The organism is Neisseria sicca 4320 (genome assembly GCF_000193735.1).
In the GTDB taxonomy this organism is placed as follows: domain Bacteria; phylum Pseudomonadota; class Gammaproteobacteria; order Burkholderiales; family Neisseriaceae; genus Neisseria; species Neisseria sicca_E.
Map to the genome: position 1 here is coordinate 1 of NZ_AEPF01000116.1, position 22,587 is coordinate 22,587.

At 51.8% G+C, this 22,587-nt stretch carries 17 protein-coding genes and 1 pseudogene; 7 read left to right on the forward strand and 11 right to left on the reverse strand.

Annotated features, from left to right (window positions below):
- The first annotated feature begins 284 nt into the window (after nucleotides 1–284).
- Entirely contained in the window at nucleotides 285–1,436 is a 1,152-nt protein-coding gene (locus NSCA4_RS0110310; RefSeq protein ID WP_016688051.1) for a DNA cytosine methyltransferase, read from the forward strand.
- Between the two features lie 53 nt (nucleotides 1,437–1,489).
- Complete coding sequence (locus tag NSCA4_RS0110315) at nucleotides 1,490–2,512, forward strand: hypothetical protein (protein WP_016688052.1); 1,023 nt, start codon at nucleotides 1,490–1,492, stop codon at nucleotides 2,510–2,512.
- 87 nt (nucleotides 2,513–2,599) lie between these two features.
- On the opposite strand, the gene alaS is transcribed toward NSCA4_RS0110315, so the two are convergent.
- Nucleotides 2,600–5,224 carry an alanine--tRNA ligase gene (gene alaS, locus NSCA4_RS0110320; RefSeq protein ID WP_016688053.1) on the reverse strand — a complete coding sequence of 875 codons (2,625 nt, stop codon included), beginning with the start codon at nucleotides 5,222–5,224 and terminating at the stop codon, nucleotides 2,600–2,602.
- A 228-nt stretch (nucleotides 5,225–5,452) separates the two neighbouring features.
- Here alaS and NSCA4_RS0110325 point away from each other — a divergent pair, with 228 nt between their 5' ends.
- Entirely contained in the window at nucleotides 5,453–6,583 is a 1,131-nt protein-coding gene (locus tag NSCA4_RS0110325; protein WP_016688054.1) for a polyamine ABC transporter substrate-binding protein, read from the forward strand.
- Nucleotides 6,584–6,654: 71 nt separating this feature from the next.
- On the opposite strand, the gene NSCA4_RS0110330 is transcribed toward NSCA4_RS0110325, so the two are convergent.
- From NSCA4_RS0110330 to trpS, 5 genes and pseudogenes are all read right to left on the reverse strand, one after another.
- Complete coding sequence (locus NSCA4_RS0110330) at nucleotides 6,655–8,178, reverse strand: phospholipase D family protein (protein WP_016688055.1); 1,524 nt, start codon at nucleotides 8,176–8,178, stop codon at nucleotides 6,655–6,657.
- A gap of 145 nt (nucleotides 8,179–8,323) precedes the next feature.
- Complete coding sequence (locus tag NSCA4_RS0110335; RefSeq protein ID WP_016688056.1) at nucleotides 8,324–9,328, reverse strand: adenosine deaminase; 1,005 nt, start codon at nucleotides 9,326–9,328, stop codon at nucleotides 8,324–8,326.
- Between the two features lie 17 nt (nucleotides 9,329–9,345).
- Nucleotides 9,346–9,885: a hypothetical protein gene (locus tag NSCA4_RS13115; RefSeq protein WP_016688057.1), complete on the reverse strand. Its 540-nt coding sequence runs from the start codon at nucleotides 9,883–9,885 to the stop codon at nucleotides 9,346–9,348.
- Between the two features lie 23 nt (nucleotides 9,886–9,908).
- Nucleotides 9,909–10,037 (reverse strand): annotated as a pseudogene (locus tag NSCA4_RS15250) (IS5/IS1182 family transposase); the annotation flags it as partial.
- Between the two features lie 30 nt (nucleotides 10,038–10,067).
- Nucleotides 10,068–11,078, reverse strand: coding sequence for a tryptophan--tRNA ligase (trpS, locus tag NSCA4_RS0110345; protein ID WP_016688058.1), 1,011 nt, complete (start codon nucleotides 11,076–11,078; stop codon nucleotides 10,068–10,070).
- Between the two features lie 260 nt (nucleotides 11,079–11,338).
- Between trpS and clpB the strand changes: the two genes are divergently transcribed.
- Complete coding sequence (gene clpB, locus NSCA4_RS0110350) at nucleotides 11,339–13,912, forward strand: ATP-dependent chaperone ClpB (RefSeq protein ID WP_016688059.1); 2,574 nt, start codon at nucleotides 11,339–11,341, stop codon at nucleotides 13,910–13,912.
- Nucleotides 13,913–14,010: 98 nt separating this feature from the next.
- Here clpB and NSCA4_RS0110355 read toward each other — a convergent pair whose 3' ends face one another.
- The gene (locus NSCA4_RS0110355) at nucleotides 14,011–14,919 is read right to left on the reverse strand and encodes a Dyp-type peroxidase (RefSeq protein WP_016688060.1); all 909 of its coding nucleotides are present in this window, start codon (nucleotides 14,917–14,919) and stop codon (nucleotides 14,011–14,013) included.
- A 133-nt stretch (nucleotides 14,920–15,052) separates the two neighbouring features.
- Here NSCA4_RS0110355 and NSCA4_RS0110360 point away from each other — a divergent pair, with 133 nt between their 5' ends.
- Nucleotides 15,053–16,138 carry a metallophosphoesterase gene (locus NSCA4_RS0110360; RefSeq protein ID WP_016688061.1) on the forward strand — a complete coding sequence of 362 codons (1,086 nt, stop codon included), beginning with the start codon at nucleotides 15,053–15,055 and terminating at the stop codon, nucleotides 16,136–16,138.
- Between the two features lie 288 nt (nucleotides 16,139–16,426).
- Complete coding sequence (locus NSCA4_RS0110365; protein WP_016688062.1) at nucleotides 16,427–17,023, forward strand: LemA family protein; 597 nt, start codon at nucleotides 16,427–16,429, stop codon at nucleotides 17,021–17,023.
- A 128-nt stretch (nucleotides 17,024–17,151) separates the two neighbouring features.
- Here the strand turns inward: NSCA4_RS0110365 and NSCA4_RS15605 are convergent, their stop codons facing one another.
- The 3 genes from NSCA4_RS15605 to NSCA4_RS0110380 form a co-directional block, all read right to left on the reverse strand.
- Nucleotides 17,152–17,298, reverse strand: coding sequence for a hypothetical protein (locus NSCA4_RS15605; protein WP_003767024.1), 147 nt, complete (start codon nucleotides 17,296–17,298; stop codon nucleotides 17,152–17,154).
- Nucleotides 17,299–17,490: 192 nt separating this feature from the next.
- Nucleotides 17,491–18,345 (reverse strand): prolipoprotein diacylglyceryl transferase, encoded by an 855-nt coding sequence (lgt, locus tag NSCA4_RS0110375; protein WP_016688063.1) that lies wholly within the window; start codon nucleotides 18,343–18,345, stop codon nucleotides 17,491–17,493.
- Nucleotides 18,346–18,457: 112 nt separating this feature from the next.
- Nucleotides 18,458–19,588, reverse strand: coding sequence for a M14 family metallopeptidase (locus tag NSCA4_RS0110380; RefSeq protein WP_016688064.1), 1,131 nt, complete (start codon nucleotides 19,586–19,588; stop codon nucleotides 18,458–18,460).
- Between the two features lie 312 nt (nucleotides 19,589–19,900).
- Between NSCA4_RS0110380 and argB the strand changes: the two genes are divergently transcribed.
- On the forward strand, nucleotides 19,901–20,791 hold the full coding sequence (gene argB / locus NSCA4_RS0110385) for an acetylglutamate kinase (RefSeq protein ID WP_016688065.1): 891 nt from the start codon (nucleotides 19,901–19,903) through the stop codon (nucleotides 20,789–20,791).
- Between the two features lie 142 nt (nucleotides 20,792–20,933).
- On the opposite strand, the gene ppx is transcribed toward argB, so the two are convergent.
- On the reverse strand, nucleotides 20,934–22,442 hold the full coding sequence (gene ppx / locus NSCA4_RS0110390; RefSeq protein WP_016688066.1) for an exopolyphosphatase: 1,509 nt from the start codon (nucleotides 22,440–22,442) through the stop codon (nucleotides 20,934–20,936).
- Nucleotides 22,443–22,587: the final 145 nt, after the last annotated feature.

A 22,587-nucleotide genomic window follows, 5' to 3' on the forward strand; every position in this document is an offset into this window, starting at 1 on the left:
TCTAGCCACGCACGCGGTTGACAGGGGTGCTGGCTACGGCTTGCTGCCGCGTTTGCCGTATTTGTCGGCAAATTCGCCGTTGATGATGGCGGAAGTAGGAACTTGCATGATGGTTCTCCTTGTTTCGGGTTGGACGGTAGGGGGATTTTAGCGGAAAAAGGTCGTCTGAAAACGAGATTTTTGTTTTCAGACGGCCTGTAAACCTAAAGGTAGATTTTAAATCTTGGCTTAAATTATAAAAAACGCTAAAATAATGTCATTTATGAATGACTGAAAGATTAACCATGACCGAATTTGCACGAAAAAATTGGAACAAGTTAGCTGGAGATGCCATAAAAGCCAAAATGCATGAGCATGGAATTGGCTTTATACAATTATCAGAATTATTCTTGGAGCAAGGGGAAAGTGAAACGGCAAATGCAATTTGTAACAAAGTAAATAGAGGTACTTTTTCCCATGCTTTTTATCTTAAATGTATGGAGTTAATGACCAAACAGGAAAAGCAAGAAGACCGCGAAAAAAAATATAAAATTATTTCTTTATTTAGCGGTTGTGGCGGAATGGATTTGGGTTTTCTAGGGGGCTTTGAGTTTTTAAACCGTACTTATGACAAACATGATTTTGATATTATTTGGGCGAACGAAATCGACGAACACGCTGTTAGAACCTACCGCCACAACTTAGGAAATCACATTGTACATGGTGATATTTGGCAGCATTTGGATGAAATACCCACTAGCGCAGACATCATTATCGGTGGCTTTCCTTGTCAGGATATTTCTATTAATGGTAAAGGTGCAGGTATTTCAGGCAGCCGCAGCGGGCTGTATAAAGCCATGTTGTCTGCTGTTGAACGCGTTCGCCCCAAAATATTTGTTGCTGAAAATGTCAAAGGGCTACTGATGAAGCATCATCGGAAAGATTTGGAAACAGTGCTTTCAGATTTTCGCAATTTGGGTTATCAGGTAGATTACTACTTGCTGAATGCAGCCGATTACGGTGTTCCACAGACTCGGGAGCGAGTTATCATCGTTGGAAGGCTACCTGAAATTCCCGAAATACAGATTGAAAAAACAAATACCAGCAACAGCTATGTAACAGCCAGACAGGCTATAGGCGATTTGGCCGACAAAGTAGAAGACGAAATTGCCAACCATATTTGGAGTAGAGCAGAAAAAAGCCCCGATCAAGGTAGTCGAAAATTGGATGCCGAAAGGGCGGGCTACACTATCAGGGCAGAATGCCATGGAAACATACAGTGGCATTACGAATTACCCCGCCGCATCTCCATGCGTGAGGCGGCGCGCATCCAATCGTTTCCCGACAATTTTATTTTCCAGGCAAAATTGCGTGCCACAGAACGGCAAATTGGCAACGCCGTCCCTCCTGTTTTAGGGTGGCACATCGCCGCCGCCGTCAGTAAGGCACTTAAATAACCCTGTTAAATAAGATAAAATTACTACTTTATATTTTTAAGTGGTAATGCATTATGCTGACAAAAAAGGAGTTTGAGAAGTTTTTAGACGAGGTTTGCACCGTATTGAGGCAAGAGGCAAAAAACGCACCTTTCAAATCCCAAGATATTTTTGAAAACAGAGTTCGTGCGCTGTGCATTGCAAAAATTCCCGCTTATGCTGACATAGTTATCAATCCTGAACCTGTGCCGCAAATTTTCCCCGATGTTCCAATAGGAGAATATGGCGTAGAAGTCAAATTCACGCTAAAAGATACTTGGCGCAGCGTAGCAAACAGTATCCAAGAGAAAAACAAAGCTGACGGTGTACAGCATATCTATGTGGTATTCGGAAAAATGGGGGGCATTCCCGATGTGAAATGGCAACTTTACGAAGATAGCGTAATTCATGTCCGCACATCGCATGTTCCGCGCTTTGAGGTAGAAATAGAATCTGATCGACCGTCTCTGTTTGAGGGTTTCGGTATTTCCTATGCTGAATTTGCCGATTTGGATATGCATGAAAAAATGGAATATATCCGAAAATATGCCCGTAACAGGCTGAAAGAAGGCGAGCGGTTATGGTGGATAGAAGACATTGACGCAGTAGACAGCCATGATCTGCCTTTGGAAGTGCGCCTTTACACTTCCCTGCCGCAGGAAGAAAAAATCCGCCTCCGAGCTGAAGCAGCATTAGTCTCCCCCCGTATTGTCTGCTCAGGCAGGGCGAAGCACAAATACGATAATGCCGTCCTGTATCTGATTACCTATCGCGGTGTGCTTTGTCATCAGGCGCGGGACTTATTCAGTGCGGGCAGCGTTGCCAACTCGGCGGAAGACTACCGTGGCGGAAACTATGTAGAAAAATCTTTAAAATTGATTGAGCATGAAATTGAAAAAGCTGCTTTGGAAATGGATGATGCTCTAATTGTCGAATATTGGGGAGAAAGCGTCTCGTCAGAAAAACGCCTAGAGTATTGGATTAAGATGTTGGATGATTTGGCAGATGGCTGGATACCTTCTGAATCGCTATTCAATGGTAGGTATAAAGCCAAATAAACTGACAGAGGCCGTCTGAAAATATCTTTCAGACGGCCTCTGTAACACAAAAGGCAGCCTAAAATCTTTCAGGCTGCCTTTCTTACATCAATCCAGCTTCGCACCAACCCAATCTTTCACACTCTCAATCATCGCGGGCAGTTTCTCCACATCGCTGCCGCCTGCCTGTGCCAGGTCGGGGCGGCCGCCGCCTTTGCCGCCGACTTGTTCGGCTGCAAATTTGACCAAATCGCCTGCTTTTACTTTGCCGGTCAGCGGTTTGGATACGCCGGCGCACAGGGAGACTTTGCCATCGTTTACTGCCGCCAAAAGAATTACGGCGTTGTCGGATTTGCCGGTCAAGTCGGTAACGATTTCGCGCAGGGCGGCTGCGTCGGCTTCGATTTGGGCGGCGACGAGTTTGGCTGCGCCCAAGTCTTTGGCGTTGTCCAAGAGTTTGGCGCCTGCGTGGACGGCGAGTTCGGCTTTGGCTTTTGCCAACTCTTTCTCCAAGGCTTTGGTGTTTGCGGCGTTAGCTTGTATTTTGGCGAGTACGTCTTTTTCGGTTTGGGCTTTGACTTCGGCGATGATGTTTTTCATCAGGCTTTCTTGGTTTTGCGCCCATGTCAGCGCGGCAAGGCCTGTGATGGCTTCTACGCGGCGGATGCCTGCGGCGATGCCGCCTTCGCTGATGATTTTGAAGAAGCCGATGTCGCCGGTGCGGGCGACGTGGGTGCCGCCGCACAGTTCGATGGAGTAGTCGCCCATGGTGATGACGCGGACGAAGTCGCCGTATTTTTCGCCGAAGAGCATGACTGCGCCGGATTTTTGCGCGTCTTCAATGGACATGGTTTCCACTTTGACGGGCACGTTGGCGACAATCGCGGCGTTGACGCGGCGTTCGACTTCGGCGATTTCTTCCGCGCTGATGCCTTGCGTGTGGGAGATGTCGAAGCGGGTCAGCTCGGCGTTTTGCAGGCTGCCTTTTTGTTCAACGTGTGTGCCGAGTACATCGCGCAGGGCTTTGTGCATCAGGTGGGTAACGCTGTGGTTGCGCATGATGCTGTTGCGGATGTCGTTGTCGATTTCGGCGGATACGGCATCACCCACTTTCAGACGACCTGATACGACTGAGCCGAATTGTCCGTGTACGGCGGCTTTGATTTTCTGCGTGTCTTCGACACGGAAGCGGTTTTCGCCTGCGAAGATAAAACCCACATCGCCGACTTGGCCGCCGCTTTCGGCGTAGAACGGGGTTTGTTCCAAAACAACTACGCCTGCTTCGCCTGCTTGGAGTTCGTCCACGGCTTCGCTGCCTTTGTATAAGGCGATGATTTTGGTCTCTTGGCTGCGTTTTTCATAGCCTGTGAACTCGGTGTCCGCGCCTGCGTAGTCCAGCTGTGCGTTGGCTTTGAAGTTTTGCGCGGCGCGTGCGCGTGCGCGTTGGGCTTCCATTTCGCGGTTGAAGCCTTCTTCGTCCAAATCGATATTGCGTTCGCGGCAGATGTCGGCGGTCAAATCGTATGGGAAGCCGTAGGTGTCGTAGAGTTTGAAGATGATTTCGCCGTCCAATTTGTTGCTGCCTTTGGTCAAGGCGTTTTCCAGCAAAGCCATGCCGGTTTCCAAAGTTTGGGCAAAGCGGCTTTCTTCGTTTTTCAGGGCTTCTTCGATTTGGGCTTGTTTTTCTTTCAACTCGGGATACGCATCGCCCATCGCTTTCACCAAATCGGGCACGAGTTTGTAGAAAAATGCCTGTTTCTGACCGAGTTTGTAACCGTGGCGAACGGCGCGGCGGATGATGCGGCGCAGCACATAGCCGCGACCTTCGTTGGACGGCATCACGCCGTCGGCAATCAGGAAGGAGCAGGAACGGATGTGGTCGGCAACGACTTTCAGGCTGGGTTCGTCCATGCTGAACGGCGCGCCGGTTTCGCGGGCAACGGCTTTAAGCAGGTCTTGGAACAGGTCGATTTCGTAGTTGCTGTGGACATGCTGCATCACGGCCGCCATGCGCTCCAAGCCCATGCCGGTATCGACGGACGGTTTGGGTAGCGGATTCATATTGCCTTGTTCGTCGCGGTTGAACTGCATGAACACGCAGTTCCAAATTTCAATCCAGCGGTCGCCGTCTTCTTCAGGGCTGCCGGGAATGCCGCCCCAAATTTCTTCGCCGTGGTCGTAGAAAATTTCGGAACACGGGCCGCAGGGGCCGGTGTCGCCCATCTGCCAGAAGTTGTCGGACGCGTATTTCGCCCCTTTATTGTCGCCGATGCGGACGATGCGCTCGGCGGGCATACCGATTTCGTTCAGCCAGATGTTGTAGGCTTCGTCGTCTTCGGCATACACGGTCACCAAGAGTTTGTCTTTGGGCAGGTTCAGCCATTCAGGAGAAGTCAAAAATTCCCAAGCAAAATGAATCGCATCGCGTTTGAAGTAGTCGCCGAAGGAGAAGTTGCCCATCATTTCAAAGAAGGTGTGGTGGCGGGCGGTGTAGCCGACGTTTTCCAAGTCGTTGTGCTTGCCGCCGGCGCGCACGCATTTTTGCGCGGTGGTGGCGCGGCTGTAGGCGCGTTTGTCGAAGCCGAGGAACACGTCTTTAAACTGGTTCATGCCAGCGTTGGTGAACAGCAGCGTCGGGTCGTCGTGCGGCACGAGCGAGGAAGAGCGGACGATGGTGTGGCCTTTGGATTCGAAGAATTTTAGGAATTTTTGGCGTAGTTCGGAGGTTTTCATGATGTTTCGATGTCTCTACTAAAAAGGTTTCAGACGACCTTCCCGGCCGTATGTAATTGTGAAAAGAAAATGGCTGCTATATTACCGCAAAACCTTGTTTCTAGCTATTGAATCAGGGACTTTCAGACGACCTTCGGGCTATCAATATAATGGAAATTGCTATCAGATAGTGCATGCCTGATTTATAATCCCTTACTTTCCCTTCCTCCTGATATGCAAGGAATGATAATGACCAAACATCTGCCCCTCATCGCCCTAGCCGCCGTCATGCTCGCCGCCTGCGGAGGTTCGGATAAAAATACCTCCGATAAAGCGGAGCAGACGGGAAACCAAAATGTATTGAGGATTTACAACTGGTCGGAATACGTCGATCCTGAAACAGTCGCCGATTTTGAGAAGAAAAACGGTATCAAAGTAACTTACGACGTGTACGACAGCGATGAGACGCTGGAAAGTAAAGTATTGACCGGAAAATCAGGCTACGACATCGTCGGTCCGTCCAATACCTTTGTCGGCAGGCAGATTAAGGCGGGGGCTTATCAAAAAATCGACAAATCCTTGATTCCCAACTATAAAAACCTCAATCCCGAATTGATGAAGCTGATGGAAGGCGTTGACCCGAGCCACGAATACGCCGTTCCGTTTTATTGGGGAACCAACACCTTCGCCATCAATACCGAGCGCGTGAAAAAGGCCTTAGGCACGGACAAACTGCCGGACAACCAATGGGATTTGGTGTTCAACCCCGAATACACATCCAAACTCAAACAATGCGGCATCAGCTACTTGGACAGCGCAGCGGAAATCTATCCTATGGTGTTGAACTATATGGGAAAAAACCCCAACAGCAACGATACCGAAGACATCAAAGCAGCAACCGAGCTGCTCAAGAAAAACCGCCCCAACATCAAACGCTTTACCTCGTCCGGCTTCATCGACGACTTGGCACGTGGCGACACCTGCGTGACCATCGGCTTCGGCGGCGACTTGAACATCGCCAGACGGCGCGCCGAAGAAGCGGGCGGCAAAGAAAAAATCCGCGTGATGATGCCCAAAGAAGGCGTAGGGATTTGGGTGGACTCCTTCGTTATACCGAAAGATGCGAAGAACGTCGCCAACGCCCACAAATACATCAACGACTTCCTCGACCCCGAAGTCGCCGCAAGAAACGGCAATTTCGTCACCTACGCCCCTTCCAGCAAGCCCGCACGCGAACTGATGGAAGCCGAGTTCAGAGACGACCGCACCATTTTCCCGAGCGAAGAAGATTTGAAAAACAGCTTTATTATGGTTCCCATCCAGCCCACTATTTTGAAATTCATGGTCCGCCAATGGCAGGGCGTGAAAGCCGGCAAATAATTTGATACGGATAAGCAAAAGGTCGTCTGAAAACTTGAAATACAGGTTTCAGACGACCTTTTGTTCGGGTTTTACAGCAATCCTTCTATAGGCAGGAAGGAGAGGATTTTGGAGGTAACGCGCTTCCAGAATTTGGCTTCCGGCTCGGCGGAGTAGGTTTTTTGAGTGGTGGGGTCGTACCAGTGAAGTTTGTTGTATTTGTCGAGGGTAACCTGATAGGCGTATTTCGGGGTGGTATTGACGAGAGTGCGCTGCATTTCGCCTGCGATTTGGGGACTTTCAAGGACGACGCCCATTTCGGTGTTGAGTCTGGCGGAGCGCGGGTCGAGATTGAATGAGCCGATAAAGATGCGTTTTTCGTCTACGATGAAGGTTTTGGCATGCAGGCTGGTAGCGGAGCTGCCGGTCAAGCCGCGGTCTTTGGTGGTGGGGACGGCATGATTGGGTTGCAGCTCATAGAGTTTGACATCGGATTTGAGTAGGGGTTTACGATATTTGACGTAGCCTGAGTGGACGGCGGCGACATCGGTCGCTTGGAGCGAGTTGGTCAGGATGGTGACGTCCACGCCGTCTTTAACGAGTTGGTCAAGCGCGCGCACGCCTGATTTGGTGGGAACAAAATAGGGCGAAACGAGATAGACGCTTTTTTCGGGCGTTTTCAGGGCGTCCTGCATGCGTTCGAAGATAGGCGGTTTATGGCGGTCGCGATCCAGCCCTTTGGCGGGGTCGTCGCTGATCAGGCGGGTGTGGACGCTTTGCCAGTCTATACTGTTGCTCTGCATTTTTTGATAGAGTTCGGAGTCTTCAATGCTTCTGCGGTAACGGTTGACAGTATCGCTTTTGTCTTTGTCGTCGTAACCCAGCTCTTGGAAGCCTTTTTCTATATCGCCTTTTTTGATGATGCTGGCGGCGGTATAGGAGGAATGGCTTGCCCAGTAGCGGTCGAAGTCTTGCGAAACTTCGGTGACGACGCGGCCGGTGGCAAGAATGTCGAGGTCGGCGAAGATGGTGTCTTCGCCGACTTTGAAATATTCGTCGCCGATATTGCGCCCGCCGAGGATGGTGGCGCGGTTGTCGGCGGTGAAGGATTTGTTGTGCATCCGGCGGTTGAGGCGCGGGAAGTCTGTTAAATAACCCAGCGCACGCCATTTGCGGCGGACGAAGGGGTTAAACAGGCGGATTTCGATATTGGGATGGCTGTCGAGGGCGAGCAGGACGTTGTCCAACCCGTTGGTGTTGTTGTCGTCAAGCAGCAGTCTCACGCGTACGCCGCGTTCGGCGGCACGGTGGATAAGGTTGAACATGAGCTTGCCGGAGATGTCGTTGTGCCAGATATAGTATTGGAGGTCCAGGGTGTGGTCGGCGGCTTCAATCAGAGCGGCGCGGGCGACGAAGGCTTCGTGTGCGTCGTTGAGCAGATAGACATTGGAAATATCGCCGCCGGTTTTGCTAGAGGCGGTATTGAGCAGGGCATCCATGCGCGGGGCGGAACGGATGTCGAGGTAGTGGCTTTCAGGGCGCTCGTCCAGTGAGGGCAGGCCGGCGCAACCTGTCAGAAAAACCGGAAGCATAAGGATGAGATGGATTTTTTTCATTCTTGAGGGTGTTTCAGACGACCTTCTCGCTGAAACGGTGTTTTTATTTAGAAGGGTCGTCTGAAAAGAAGTTCGATGTTTATACGGTTCGCATTTTAACCGAGAAAAAAGCCGGCCGGATTGCTTTTTCAGGTCGGCTTCGTGTTTAAACATGGATGCTGTCGATTTCGGCGTACCGTTTTGCTTTTTCTTCCTCACTTAAAAACGAGGCTTTGAACGAGTTTTTGCATAAGGTGCGGATGTCTGCTTCATTCAAACCCAATGCGTCGGCAAGTTCGATGAAATTTTGGTTGATATAGCCGCCGAAATAGGCGGGGTCGTCTGAATTGACGGTAACCAATACGCCGCGCTCGAGCATACGGTGCAGGTTGTGTCGGGACAGGCCGCTGACGACTTTGAGCTTGAGGTTGCTCAAGGGGCAGACGGTCAGGGGCATTTGTTCGGCAATCAGTCGCTGAATAAGGGTTTCGTCTTCTTCGGAGCGCACTCCGTGGTCGATGCGGACGACTTTCAACAAATCCAACGCTTCCCAAACGTATTCGGGCGGGCCTTCTTCGCCGGCGTGGGCGACGGCGGGAAAACCTTGCGCACGGGCTTGGGCGAAGACGCGCTCGAATTTCGAGGGCGGGTTGCCGAGTTCGCTCGAATCCAGTCCGATGCCGTCGATATGTCGTCTGAAAGGCTGCGCTTGGGCAAGCGTTTCAAACGCGGATTCTTCGCTCAAATGCCGCAGGAAACACATAATCAGCCTGCTGGAAATCCCCCATTTTTCCTGCGCTTCCTGACGGGCGCGGGTAATGCCGTTGATGACGGTTTCAAACGGTACGCCGCGCGCGGTATGGGTTTGCGGGTCGAAGAAGATTTCGGTGTGGACCACGTTGTCCTTGCGGCAACGGGCGAAATAGGCGGTGGTCAGGTCGTAAAAATCCTGTTCGTGGAGCAAGACCGCCGCTGCTGCGTAGTAAATATCGAGGAAGGACTGGAGATTGTGAAAATCATAAGCGCGACGCACGGCTTCTACATCCGCATAGGGAATGGAAACGCCGTTGCGCCCGGCGATGGCGAACATCAATTCCGGCTCGAACGTGCCTTCGATATGGACGTGCAATTCGGCTTTAGGCAGGGCGCGGATTAAAGTGTGGACGGACATGGGCGGCACCCGCTCGGTCAATAGTGGCGGCGGCGGAAGAAGAACATTCCTTCGCTGTCCACTTCAAGGATGTAGCGGCCGTTTTGAACGGCGGCATAACCGCTTTTGCCTGCCTGATAGGGTTGCAGGGCAGCATGGGAGAGGAGGTAGCTCGTCAGTTTGCCGCCGTCTTCGGCGATGTTGCCGACCAGTTTGGCAAACAAGGCATGGCATTTGCCGTTTTCAGTCCAGCCCAAAGGCTCGCCTTTGTCGCCGGTTTCCATACATTTGCCGCTGATGACTTCCAAATCGTTGGGGTGGTTGCCGATCAGTTGGATGACGTTTTGTTCGGATAAGCCGTTAATCGGATAGCTGATTTGTTTTTTGTCATCGTTGGTTTTGCTTTCGCTGCTTTGTCCTAAATCCAAGCCTGCGATGGCGTTGTTGTCGATGTATTTGACTTTAAACGCGGGCTTTGGCGCGGCTTCGGCGGCATTTTGTGCGGGCTCGGCAGGGGCTTCAGATTTGCCGCAGGCGGCGAGCAAAAGGGCAGATAAGAGAATCGGAAAGGCTTTCATCGGATATTCCTTGTTCTAAACAGGAAAAGGTCGTCTGAAATATATAGTGGATTAACTTTAAACCAGTACGGCGTTGCCTCGCCTTGCCGTACTATCTGTACTGTCTGCGGCTTCGTCGCCTTGTCCTGATTTAAATTTAATCCACTATACGCGGGCTGCTTTTTCAGACGACCTTTTGAGATTTACTTCAATGGACGGATGCCGACGGCGTCGCGTACTTTGTCCAGCAGTTCGCGCGCTTCTTTGCGTGCTTTGGCTGCGCCTGCCTGCAGGATGTCTTCGATTTGCGAAGGATTGGCGGTCAGCTCGTTGTAGCGTTCGCGCGGTTCCGCCAGCTCGGCGTTGATTTTGGCGGCCAAAAGTTTTTTGGCTTCGCCCCATGCTAGGCCTTCGGCAAGCATTTGTGTGAACGCTGCGGTTTCAGACGACGTAGAGAAGGCTTTGTAGATTTCAAACAAGGGGCTTTCGTCGGGCTGTTTTGGCTCGCCCGGCTCTTTCATGTTGGTGATAATTTTGTTGACCGATTTTTGCGTTTTCTTGTCGTTTTCCCAAAGCGGAATGGTGTTGCCGTAGGATTTGGACATTTTGCGTCCGTCCAAGCCGACCAAGAGTTCGACGTTTTCGTCGATTTTCACTTCGGGCAGGGTGAAGACTTCTTTGAAGCGGTGGTTGAAGCGTCCGGCGATGTCGCGCGCCATTTCGACGTGTTGGATTTGGTCGCGGCCGACGGGCACTTCGTTGGCGTTGAACATGAGAATATCGGCGGTCATCAGGATGGGGTAGCTGTACAGCCCCATTTCTACGCCGTGGTCGGGGTCTTCCTGATTGTTTTCAACATTTGCTTGCACGGCGGCTTTATAGGCGTGGGCGCGGTTCATCAGACCTTTGGCGGTAATGCAGGTCAGAATCCAGTTCAATTCCATCACTTCGGGAATGTCGCTTTGACGGTAGAAGGTGGTGCGCTCGGGGTCGAGTCCGCAGGCAAGCCAAGTGGCGGCAACGGCTTGGGTGGATTGGTGAATCATCTCCGGCTCGTGGCATTTGATGATACCGTGGTAGTCGGCGAGGAAGAGGAAGGATTCGGTATCGGGGTTTTGCGCCGCGCGGACGGCAGGGCGGATGGCGCCGACGTAGTTGCCCAGATGCGGGATGCCGGTGGTGGTTACGCCGGTGAGGACGCGTTTCTTGCTCATGGGGATATCCTTAATGGCTCAAGGTCGTCTGAAATGAAATAGGGATTGATTATACCTGATTCCCAACGAGTTTTCAGACGACCTTTTTATAGTGGGCATATCGACTTATTCACAGCCTTTTCTGATTTAATCTATTTTAAAAACAGATTGATACTATATTTTTTAATATTTTGGTAAATTTTTCTCTTGAGTTATCCACAGGCGACACTATATAGCGTTTATTAGAAAGATATTCGTTTCAGAAGAAAGGAAACCTAAAGATGAGATTCGACAAATTAACCGCCAAATTCCAACAAGCCCTTGCAGAAGCTCAGAGTTTGGCATTGGCTGCGGACAGCAGCTATCTGGAAGCGGGCTTTGTGCTGAAAGCCCTGCTTGACGACCAAAACAGCGGAGCCGCCGCGCTCTTGGCTCATGCGGGCGTGAACGTGCCGCAGGTGAAACAGCGTTTGCAGCAGCATTTGAACAGCTTGCCGAAAGTGTCTGGTCAGGGCGGCGATATTCTGCCCAGCCGCGAATTGCAGGCGGTGTTGAACCTGATGGATAAAGCCGCAACCAAACGCGGCGATGCCTATATCGCCAGCGAACTTTTCCTACTTGCCTTGGTGCAGCAGAACGATGCGACCGGCAAAATCTTGAAAGAAGCCGGCGCGACCGAACAAAACATCAACGCCGCGATTGACGCGGTACGAGGAGGACAAAACGTGAACGATGCCAATGCCGAAGACCAACGCGATGCGTTGAAAAAATACACGCTCGACCTGACCCAGCGCGCCCGCGACGGCAAACTTGACCCCGTTATCGGCCGCGACGACGAAATCCGCCGCGCCATTCAGGTGCTGCAACGCCGCACCAAAAACAACCCCGTGCTGATCGGCGAACCGGGTGTGGGTAAAACCGCCATTGTCGAAGGTCTGGCGCAACGCATCGTCAACGGCGAAGTACCCGAATCCCTGCGCAACAAACGCTTGCTGGTTTTGGATTTGGCGGCATTGATTGCCGGTGCGAAATACCGCGGCGAATTTGAAGAACGCTTGAAAGGCGTGTTGAACGACTTGGCGAAAGACGACGGCAACACCCTGATTTTCATTGACGAAATTCATACTTTGGTCGGCGCGGGTAAAACCGACGGCGCGATGGACGCAGGCAATATGCTGAAACCCGCTTTGGCACGCGGCGAATTGCACTGTATCGGCGCGACCACCTTGGACGAATACCGCCAATACATCGAAAAAGACGCGGCACTCGAACGCCGCTTCCAAAAAGTATTGGTCGGCGAACCCAGCGTGGAAGATACCATCGCCATCCTGCGCGGTTTGCAGGAGCGTTATGAAATCCACCACGGCATCGACATCACCGACCCAGCCATCGTTGCCGCCGCAGAGTTGAGCGACCGCTACATCACTGACCGCTTCCTGCCCGACAAAGCAATTGATTTGATTGACGAAGCCGCCAGCCGCATCAAAATGGAGCTGGACAGCAAACCCGAGCAGATGGACAAACTCGACCGCCGAATCATCCAGCTCAAAATGGAAAAAATGCACGTTGCCAAAGAAAGCGACGACGCCAGCAAAAAACGTTTGGAGCTGATAGACGAAGAAATCGACGGCCTGCAAAAAGAATACGCTGATTTGGACGAAATCTGGAAAGCCGAAAAAGCCGCGTCTTCCAGCACCGCCGACATCAAGAAACAGATGGACGACATCAAAGTCAAAATCGAGCAGGCCAAACGCCAAGGCGATTTCGCCCGTGCGTCCGAACTCGAATACGGCGAACTGCCGAAATTGGGTGCACAGTTGCAAGCGGCGGAAAGTAACCCCGACGGCAAAAAACAAAACAAACTTTTCCGCACCGAAGTCGGCGCAGACGAAGTGGCCGAAATCGTATCGCGTATGACCGGCATCCCTGTGTCCAAAATGATGGAAGGCGAACGCGACAAGCTGCTGAAAATGGAAGAAGTATTGCACCGCCGCGTGGTCGGTCAAGACGAAGCCGTGCGCGCCGTGTCCGACGCCATCCGCCGCAGCCGTTCCGGTCTTGCCGATCCGAACAAACCTTACGGCAGCTTCCTGTTCCTAGGCCCGACCGGCGTGGGTAAAACCGAGTTGTGCAAAGCCTTGGCAGGCTTCCTGTTCGACAGCGAAGACCATCTCATCCGCATCGACATGTCAGAATACATGGAAAAACACGCCGTCGCCCGCCTCATCGGTGCGCCTCCGGGCTATGTCGGCTACGAAGAGGGCGGCTACCTGACCGAACAAGTCCGCCGCAAACCGTACAGCGTGATTCTGCTGGACGAAGTGGAAAAAGCCCATCCCGACGTGTTCAACATCCTGCTGCAAGTATTGGATGACGGCCGCCTGACCGACGGACAAGGCCGCACCGTGGACTTCAAAAACACTGTTATCGTCATGACTTCCAACATCGGCAGCCAGCACATCCAACAAATGGGTACGCAGGATTACGAAGCCGTGAAAGAAGCGGTGATGGAAGAAGTGAAAGCCTACTTCCGCCCCGAAATGATCAACCGTATCGACGAAGTGGTCGTGTTCCACGGACTGAATCAGGAGAATATCCGCAACATCGCGAAAATCCAGCTCAAAGGCTTGGAAAAACGCTTGGAAGCGCAGCACCTGCACCTGAAAGTGGACGATGCCGCATTGGATTTGATTGCCGAAGCCGGTTTCGACCCCGTGTACGGCGCACGCCCGCTTAAACGCGCCATTCAGTCGGAAATCGAAAACCCGCTTTCCAAAGCCCTGCTCGAAGGCAAATACGCGCCCGACAGCACGATTCATGTGAAAGAAGAGGGCGGCAAGCTGGTGTTTGCCTGATTTAATGGCTTGAAGAAAGGTCGTCTGAAAACTTGATTACGGGTTTTCAGACGACCTTTTATTTTAGGATTTCAATATTTCACATCGGCAACGCCGTTTTACAAATCCTGCAAACGCTTGACCGAAGGGGCGTAGTAATAAGCGCCGGAAACGGCGGTGGAAAGATGCTTGAGCAGCAGGTCGGTTTTGCCGTCGGTCTCGCCGAACATGCTCAAGAGCTGCGCTTCTATATTGTGCAGGGTATGGCAGTAGGAAGTGAACATCAGGCCGTGTTCGCCGCTGATTTTGCCGAAGGGCAGGCTGCGGCGGACGATTTCTAAATCCACACCGTTTTCTTCCAAGTCGACGCGGCCCAAATGCGATTCGGGCAGGCGCACGTCTTCGCTTAATTCTTCGTCAGTTTTTTTAGTACGTCCGACGCTGGCTTCTTGTTCGGCAACGGGGACGGCATCCCACTTTTTCAGGTCGTGCAGGTATTTTTGCAGCAGGACGTAGCTGCCGCCGGCATCGGGTCGGCCTTCGGGGATAATGGCGACTTCGCGGACTTCATCATCGCCTTGCGGGTTTTCGGTACCATCGACAAAGCCGTCCAGTCCGCGTTCTTCGTAAAGGCGCAAGCCGTGTTCCTCGGTGGCGATATTGATGCTGTCGCCAAACGCCGAAAAGACCGATTGTGCGAGTGCGTAGGCGGCGTTTTGGCGGTAGGCTTGGATGTGGATGTAAATATCGTGTTGGGTCGAAGGGGCAAGCCCGTTGCCCATCACGGGGAAGGGCTTGATTTCGCTGCCTTCTTCTGTATGTCCGAACGCTTTCCATGCCTCGCTGCCGAAGGCGATGGTCATGCCTAAAATATCTTCGGGAAAGCGGGTTTTAAGCTTCTCCAAGGCTTCAAGCGACGTTTTGCAGGCAGTTTTGATGTTGTCGTAGCGTCCGTCGCGGATGTCGGCTTCGATAAATATGCCGGCTTGGGCGTGGTCGGGGATGATGGCGGTTTGGGGGTGGTTCATTGTGTTTCCTTTCGGATTTTATGGAGATTTTCAGGCAATATTATAGCACTTAAGGTTTTCAGACGACCTCGTCTGAAAGGGGAATTATGATAGAATCCGCCGTTTGTGTTTTGATTTTCAACAGGCTCGCTTTATGTTTGGCACGATGTTTCTGATTATGATTGTATTGCTCCAGCTTTTTACCTTTGGGCTGGGGCGTTCGTTGCAATGGCTGTTCGCGCCGGTGGTCGGGAAGGCGGGCAGGCGTTGGCTGATGGGTGTGTCGTATTTCGTGACCAACGGCCTGTTGGCGGGGCTTTTGTTGGAATTGGGACATTTTATGTTCCGCATCATGGCGTTTTGGATGGTGTTGCTGCTGTTTGTGATGTATGCGGCACTGGCGACGTTTGTCCTGTTTCTGCTGCTGCGCAAATTCGTGGAAAGCCGGCCGTTGTCGCGCAGCCTGCGGCTGTTTGCGCCGCTGTTTGTGTTAGGCTTGGTCGGCTTGGGGATGTACAACGCCTATACGCCCGTCGTCCGTCATCAGACCGTCTTGATCGATAAGAAAATGGACAAACCGCTGCGTATCGGCGTGGCAAGCGATTTGCACTTGGGGATTTTGTTCGGCGCGCGGCAACTGGATAAGCTAGTGGACATCATGAACCGCGAAAAAGTCGATTTAATCCTGTTGCCGGGCGATTTGATGGACGATAATGTCGATGCCTACCGCAAAGAGAATATGCAGCCGCATCTGGGTCGTCTGAAAGCGCCGCTGGGCGTTTACGCGACTTTGGGCAATCACGATATGTTCGGCGACAGCGCGCGCATCCGCCATGATCTTGAAGCGGCGGGCATTACTGTACTCGGCAACCAAGTGTTGCAACACGATGCGTTCCTGCTCGTCGGCCGCAACGATGACTTGGATCACGACCGTCCGTCTGTCGCGCAGTTGCTGGAAAACCACAATACCGACCAGCCCGTTTTGCTGATGGATCACCGCCCGACCGAAGTCGAGGCGCACGCCACGCTGCCTATCGACATTCAAGTTTCCGGTCATGTACACAACGGTCAAATCGCGCCGGCAAACTTGATTGTGCGGACGCTCTACCGCCTTGCCTACGGCTACGAGGAAATCGGCGGAAGACACTTTTTTGTTACGTCCGGCTACGGTTTCTGGGGGATTCCGCTGCGCTTGGGTTCGCAGTCGGAAGTGTGGGTGATTGATGTGAAGGGGAAGTAATTTATTGAAATTAAGATATAATTTATTGAAATTAAGATATAATTTATTGAAATTAAGATATAATTTATTGAAATTAAGATATAATTTATTGAAATTAAGATATAAGGTGTATGAAAAAGGTCGTCTGAAAGAAAATTCGGACGGCCTTTTTTATGACTTATGGGCAAAAAAATCTATTTGGGTTATAATGCTATCAAACTAAATCAAATCTGCGGATTAGCTTTCGTTCGCGAGAAATCTGCAAAATACTCAACACATTACTTCAATAAATAATCAAGGATGAGCATTATGGGAATCATTAGTCTTATTTTCATCGCCGTGATATTGGGCTTTCTGCTGATTAATTTCAAACAAAAGCTCAGCCGTTGTAAAAAAGATTACCAAGAATCTTTCGTTGCATTGCGTATCGCTTTGGCGTGTAGGCACCAGGCAGTCAGACATGTTTTAGATGCGTCAAAAATCTACCTGGGGCGCGAAGGTGCCGATATGGATAAAGGTTTGTTGTCCGCCTGTGGCGATGCAGAAGCGGTATTGAGCCAGGCATCCAAATCTTTTTCGCCGGAATCGCTTTCCCGCCTGTGCAATGCGGAAGCAGAATTAAACAAATTGCTCCGAAGCTTGCAGGAAGCTTTGGAAAAAAACTTAAAACAACGACCCGACGAAGGATTGAAAAGCCAGCTTGAAATGCTGGATGCAGCTGAAAACGACGTTGTTTCCGCGCGCCGTGCTTACAACCGCTCCGCAGAACGCTACAACCGCATACTGAGAAAGTCCATGAGCGGAATTATTGCGAAAGTATTGGGTTATCATGTCAAAGCAAGCCTGATTAAATTTGAAGACAACAATAGCCCTCAAATGAGCAAACATTTACTCGCACGCTCGTAATCCTTGTTTGAAAGTATGACGAGTTTGGATGGGGATCCCTTTATTGTCATCATCCCTCGTTCGATAAAAAGGTCGTCTGAAAACCATGGAACATGGTTTTCAGACGACCTTTGTTTTTCAAAACTGAATCAACCGCCGCATGCGCCGCAGCAGCCGCCTTCGCTGTGGCCGCCGCGTTTTTCTTCGTTGTTGACTACGGGCAGCTCGACTTCTTCAGACTGTTCTTTTTTGTCTTCGGGCAGGTCGTTGACTTTGATTTTGTTTTCTTCTGACATTTTAGGCTCTCTTTAAAAAAGGGTGGAAAGGTGTGCCAAGATACCATCGGGCGGCGGATAAACCAAGTCGGATTTAAGATTTTTTGCGATTCGGTTTGATGAATCGCAAATTGCGCGTGTTTGGAATGGCTGATGTGATGACGGGACGCTTATTACAGCGTCCCGCTTGGATTTTCAGACGAACTTTGAGTATCAGTTCATGCGGTTTTTCTTACCGAACCAAACGAAACCGATCGCGCCCAATACAATCATCGGAACGCTCAACCATTGTCCCATCGACAAGCCCAAGGTGAGCAGGCCGAGATAGTCGTCGGGCTGGCGGGCGTATTCGGCGATAAAGCGGAAGAAGCCGTAGCCGCCGAGGAAGAGGGAGGCGACTTGTCCGGTCGGGCGCGGTTTTTTGGAGAAAATCCATACGACGATGAAAAGGCAGATGCCTTCAAGGGCGAATTGGTAGAGTTGCGAAGGGTGGCGCGGCAGTACGTGGTATTGCTGCATCCATTCTGCCCAAAGCGGGTTGCGCACGGCGGCGTTGAGGTCTTCCGCGCGTGCTTGCGGAAAGCCCATTGCCCAAAAGGCGTTGATGTCGGTAACGCGGCCCCAGAGTTCGCCGTTGATGAAGTTGCCGATACGGCCGGAAGCCAGACCCAGCGGAACAAGCGGTGCGACAAAATCCATGGTTTTCAAGGTGCTGATTTTGTGTTTGCGGCTGAATAGCCACATGGCGATGACGACGCCCAAGAAGCCGCCGTGAAAAGACATGCCGCCTTCCCAAACTTTGAAAATATCCAGCGGATGGGCGAGGTAATCGGAGAGTTTGTAGAAAAGGACGTAACCGAGACGTCCGCCGAGTATGACGCCTACAACACCCCAAGTCAGGAATTCGTCGAGCATTTCTTGGGTAAAGGCGGTGTTGCCTTGTTTGATGCGGCGGCGTCCCAGCCATAGGAAAAGCATAAAGCCGACGATATAGCTGAGGGCATACCAGCGGATGGCGACTGGTCCGATACTGATTGCAATGGGGTCAAACTGCGGATGTATCATCATGATGTGTGTTCCTTATGGGAAGGGCGGTTTATGTGTTTTTAGCCCGACAAAGGTCGTCTGAAAATCCCGATTTGAATTTTCAGACGACCTTTTGTGTGATGGGGGAAAAGAATTATCGCAAATCATCGACAACGTTCAAGACAGCCGACAACATGGCTTCACCTAAACGCAGGGAACGTTGACCGTTCCAACCGAAATCGTCGTCGGGCAGGTTGGCGTTGTCTTTAAACGGTATTTCCAGCGTATAGGCGAGGCAGTCGAAATGATTGCCCACCCAGTTGGTTGCGAGTGTCATGTTTGCCTGACCGGGCGCGTCTTTTTCATAGCCGTATTCGTCTTGAAAATCGGGGCTGGCGGAGAGCAGGGCGGTTTTGAACTGCGTTTCCAGCGCGGCGATGCGCGGATTGTAGTTCGGCACGCCTTCCGTACCGGCGACAAAGACAAACGGCAATGCTTCGTCGCCGTGAATGTCTAGGAACAAATCCACGCCTGTTTCCAACATTTTTTCGCGAACAAGGAATACTTCGGGGCTTTTTTCCAAAGTCGGGGTTTCCCATTCGCGGTTGAGGTTTGCGCCTGCGGCATTGGTGCGCAGGTTGCCCAATACCGAGCCGTCGGGATTCATGTTCGGTACGATATAGAAAGTGGCGCGGTCGAGCAGGATGCGCGCGGTCGGGTCTTGTGGATCGAGCAGGCGGCCGAGCAAGCCTTCGATAAACCATTCCGCCATCGTTTCGCCCGGATGCTGGCGCGCGATAATCCAGATTTTCATGTCGCTTTCGACTTGGTTACCGACAGTCAGCAGGTTGATGTCGCGGCCTTGCACGGTGCTGCCCAAGTCGTCAATGCGGCAAAGCCCGCTGCCTTGCGCGTCGCCCAAGAGGTTTAAATGCTGCTCGTGGGAATAGGGTTCGAAATAGGCGTAGTAAACGCTGTTGGACAAGGGCGTATGGTTGATGGACAACACGCCGTTTTCGTATTCTGTCGGGACGCGGAACCAATTTTGGCGGTCGTAAGAGGCGCACGCCTGATAATCTTCCCAGCCTTCGGGATAAGCCGAATCCGCCGCGTTTTCAAAGTGCATCACGCAATTCTGATACGCCGCACCTTGCAGGCGGAAATAAAACCATTGGGCGAAATCGGAAGCGTTGTCCGGACGCAGCTCGAGGCGGATATTGGCGGGGTCGGTCAGGTCTTTGACGACGACGGAGCCGGCGTCAAATTGAGTGCTGATTTTAATCATGGGAAAGTCCTCGGTATATCGGGTAAACCGGATAACCGTTGTTTGAGAAAATGTGTGGGCGGTACCGTATCCGTCGGCGACGGCAAACGGATATACCCGAATCCGTTGATTCTACCATTCCGACGGGCGCATCCTCAACCGATAAGGGTTGCGGAATGTTGTTTCAGACGACCTTTGACGTTAAGATAGGGCAGTTTGGCTTTAAATCATGGCAAGACGGCGAAGCAGCAAACTGTTGCGAAGCTGATTTTTACTGATTCAAAGCGAATCCGCTATCTATAATGATTAAATTGTTAACAATGAGACACGATTATGAGCGAATTCCATCCCATTTCCGCAGCCGACAAAGCGCGCATTTTAGCCGAAGCCTTACCGTATATCCGCCGTTTTTCCGGCTCCGTCATCGTCATCAAATACGGCGGCAACGCCATGACCGAGCCTGCTTTGAAAGAAGGCTTCGCCCGCGATGTCGTTTTGCTCAAATTGGTAGGCATCCACCCCGTCATCGTTCACGGAGGCGGACCGCAAATCAACGAAATGTTGGAAAAAATCGGTAAAAAAGGCGAATTCGTGCAAGGCATGCGCGTGACCGACGGCGAAACGATGGACATCGTAGAAATGGTGTTGGGCGGTCATGTCAACAAGGAAATCGTCTCGCTGATTAATTTGCAGGGCGGACGCGCGGTCGGTGTCACCGGACGCGACAACCATTTCATCAAAGCCAAAAAACTGCTGGTCGATACGCCCGAACAGGCTGGTGTGGACATCGGACAGGTCGGCACGGTCGAAAGCATAGACGTACGCCTGATTGAAGGTCTGATTGATCGCGGCTGCATCCCCGTCGTCGCACCCATCGGTGTCGGCGAGAAAGGCGAGGCCTTCAACATCAACGCCGATTTGGTCGCAGGCAAACTGGCGGAAGAATTGAACGCGGAAAAACTGCTGTTGATGACCAACATTGCCGGCGTGATGGACAAAGAAGGCAACCTCTTGACCAACCTCACGCCAAGCCGTATCAACGAATTAATCGCAGACGGCACGCTCTACGGCGGCATGTTGCCCAAAATCAGTTCCGCCGTCGAAGCGGCAAGCAACGGCGTCAAAGCCACCCACATCATCGACGGCCGCCTGCCCAACGCGCTTTTGCTGGAAATCTTCACCGATGCGGGCATAGGCTCAATGATTTTGGGTGAAAGTTCATAACGGTCGGCAACTGATTCAAGGTTTGCCTAGCAGCGAGCCTTGTCGATGACTCAATACACAAAAGGTCGTCTGAAAACCTGTTTCAACGTTCATTACGAATGCTGAAACGGATTTTCAGACGACCTTTTTACCATTTTCAACCTTATTGGGGCTGCACGTTGAAAGGCATATCGATTTTTTGCCATTGCGCGCTTTCGTAGTCGAGCGCGGCGGCGATTAGGGGGTGTTGTTCGAGCCAGTGTTGGCTGATGCGCAGGATGAAGCCTTTGCCGGTTGCGTCGGTGCGCAGTTGGGTTTGCGGCGGCAGATCCAAAGGCAGGCGGGCGCGGCAGAAGAGTGCGGCAAGGCGCAGGGAAAGAATGGCATACCATAGCATTTCGCTGCTGCCGACGATGTCCGCCATTTTTTTCATGTCGCCGCGGTGTCCGATAACCAGTTGCGCGAGTATGGTTTGCTCTTTGCGGGAGAAGCCGGGCATATCGGCGTTTTCGAGGATGTAGGCGGAGTGTTTGTGGTAGCCGGTGTGGGCAATGTCGAGTCCGATTTCGTGCAGCCTGCCTGCCCAGCCGAGATATTGTTTCCATTGGGCAAGGTCTTGGACGGTTACGTTTTTGGCATGGCACAGGCTGTCCATAAAGGCTTGCGCGGTTGCTGCGACGCGTTTGGCTTGGTTGAGGCTGACGTGGTAGCGGTTTTGGAACTCGGCGGTCGTCTGATCGCGCATGTCTTCGTTCAAGCCGCGTCCGATCAGGTCGTAGAACACGCCGTCACGCAGGGCAGCTTCGGTAACGGTCATTTTAGTGAGTTCGAGTTCTTCAAACGCTGCCATCATGACGGCCAGTCCGCCTGCAAACACTTCCAGGCGTTCGGGCTTTAGGGTTTCGAATTTGGCTTTTTTGACGGAACCGGCTTCAATGATACGCTCGGCGAGGTAGCGCATACCTTTGTAAGTAATGTCGGCTTCTTGGGGCAGCTCGACAGCGATAAGGTCGCGTATGGATTTGGCGGAGCCGGATGTGCCGATGGCGAAATCCCAGCCTGTGCGCTTCATCATTTTGCTGATGCGTTGGATTTCGTTGCGTGCGGCGGAGATGGCGGCTTGGAAATCTTTGGCGGTGATTTTGTTTTGGAAAAAACGCAGGCTGTAAGTGACGCAGCCTAAAGATAAGCTCTCGGTAGCGAGCGGCTGAAGGTCGGAACCGATGACAAATTCGGTCGAACCGCCGCCGATGTCGATGACGAGCATTTTGTCGCCGTTGGGCGGCAGGGTGTGGACGACGCCGGTGTAAATAAGGCGGGCTTCTTCACGGCCGGCAATGATTTCGATGGGGAAGCCCAGTGCGGCTTCGGCTTTGGGTAGGAATTGGGCGATATTTTTTGCTACGCGGAAGGTGTTGGTCGCCACGACACGCACTTGTTCGGGTTTAAACCCGCGCAGCCGTTCGCCGAATTTTGCCAAACAGTCCAAGGCGCGTTCTTGAGATTCTTCGCTGAGGTTTTTATGTTCGTCCAAACCGGCGGCAAAGCGCACCATTTGTTTGAAGGAATCAATGACTTTTAGTTGTCCGTTGTTGTTTTCGCAAACTTGGAGGCGGAAGCTGTTGGAACCTAAATCGACGGATGCCAGGACGTTGGTGGGCGTAGTGGTCATGAAAAAATACCGGTGGATAAACGAAGGTCTAATGTTACTCTGTCCCGCCGTTGATTGACAATATCGCAAATCAACTTTAAACCGCCGCAATTCTGCTTCAAGTCAATCCATTTATAAACGATGCACGTTGCCTTTGATTCCGCAC

Excerpts from the sequence above, each read along its gene's own strand:
- ppx (WP_016688066.1), bottom strand. The coding sequence starts at position 22,442 with ATGACCACTACGCCCACCAACGTCCTGGCATCCGTCGATTTAGGTTCC.
- clpB (WP_016688059.1), top strand. The coding sequence starts at position 11,339 with ATGAGATTCGACAAATTAACCGCCAAATTCCAACAAGCCCTTGCAGAA.
- NSCA4_RS13115 (WP_016688057.1), bottom strand. The coding sequence starts at position 9,885 with ATGAAAGCCTTTCCGATTCTCTTATCTGCCCTTTTGCTCGCCGCCTGC.
- argB (WP_016688065.1), top strand. The coding sequence starts at position 19,901 with ATGAGCGAATTCCATCCCATTTCCGCAGCCGACAAAGCGCGCATTTTA.
- NSCA4_RS0110330 (WP_016688055.1), bottom strand. The coding sequence starts at position 8,178 with ATGAAAAAAATCCATCTCATCCTTATGCTTCCGGTTTTTCTGACAGGT.
- NSCA4_RS15605 (WP_003767024.1), bottom strand. The coding sequence starts at position 17,298 with ATGTCAGAAGAAAACAAAATCAAAGTCAACGACCTGCCCGAAGACAAA.
- NSCA4_RS0110310 (WP_016688051.1), top strand. The coding sequence starts at position 285 with ATGACCGAATTTGCACGAAAAAATTGGAACAAGTTAGCTGGAGATGCC.
- NSCA4_RS0110360 (WP_016688061.1), top strand. The coding sequence starts at position 15,053 with ATGTTTGGCACGATGTTTCTGATTATGATTGTATTGCTCCAGCTTTTT.
- NSCA4_RS0110325 (WP_016688054.1), top strand. The coding sequence starts at position 5,453 with ATGACCAAACATCTGCCCCTCATCGCCCTAGCCGCCGTCATGCTCGCC.
- alaS (WP_016688053.1), bottom strand. The coding sequence starts at position 5,224 with ATGAAAACCTCCGAACTACGCCAAAAATTCCTAAAATTCTTCGAATCC.
- NSCA4_RS0110315 (WP_016688052.1), top strand. The coding sequence starts at position 1,490 with ATGCTGACAAAAAAGGAGTTTGAGAAGTTTTTAGACGAGGTTTGCACC.
- NSCA4_RS0110335 (WP_016688056.1), bottom strand. The coding sequence starts at position 9,328 with ATGTCCGTCCACACTTTAATCCGCGCCCTGCCTAAAGCCGAATTGCAC.
- NSCA4_RS0110365 (WP_016688062.1), top strand. The coding sequence starts at position 16,427 with ATGGGAATCATTAGTCTTATTTTCATCGCCGTGATATTGGGCTTTCTG.
- NSCA4_RS0110355 (WP_016688060.1), bottom strand. The coding sequence starts at position 14,919 with ATGAACCACCCCCAAACCGCCATCATCCCCGACCACGCCCAAGCCGGC.
- trpS (WP_016688058.1), bottom strand. The coding sequence starts at position 11,078 with ATGAGCAAGAAACGCGTCCTCACCGGCGTAACCACCACCGGCATCCCG.
- NSCA4_RS0110380 (WP_016688064.1), bottom strand. The coding sequence starts at position 19,588 with ATGATTAAAATCAGCACTCAATTTGACGCCGGCTCCGTCGTCGTCAAA.
- lgt (WP_016688063.1), bottom strand. The coding sequence starts at position 18,345 with ATGATGATACATCCGCAGTTTGACCCCATTGCAATCAGTATCGGACCA.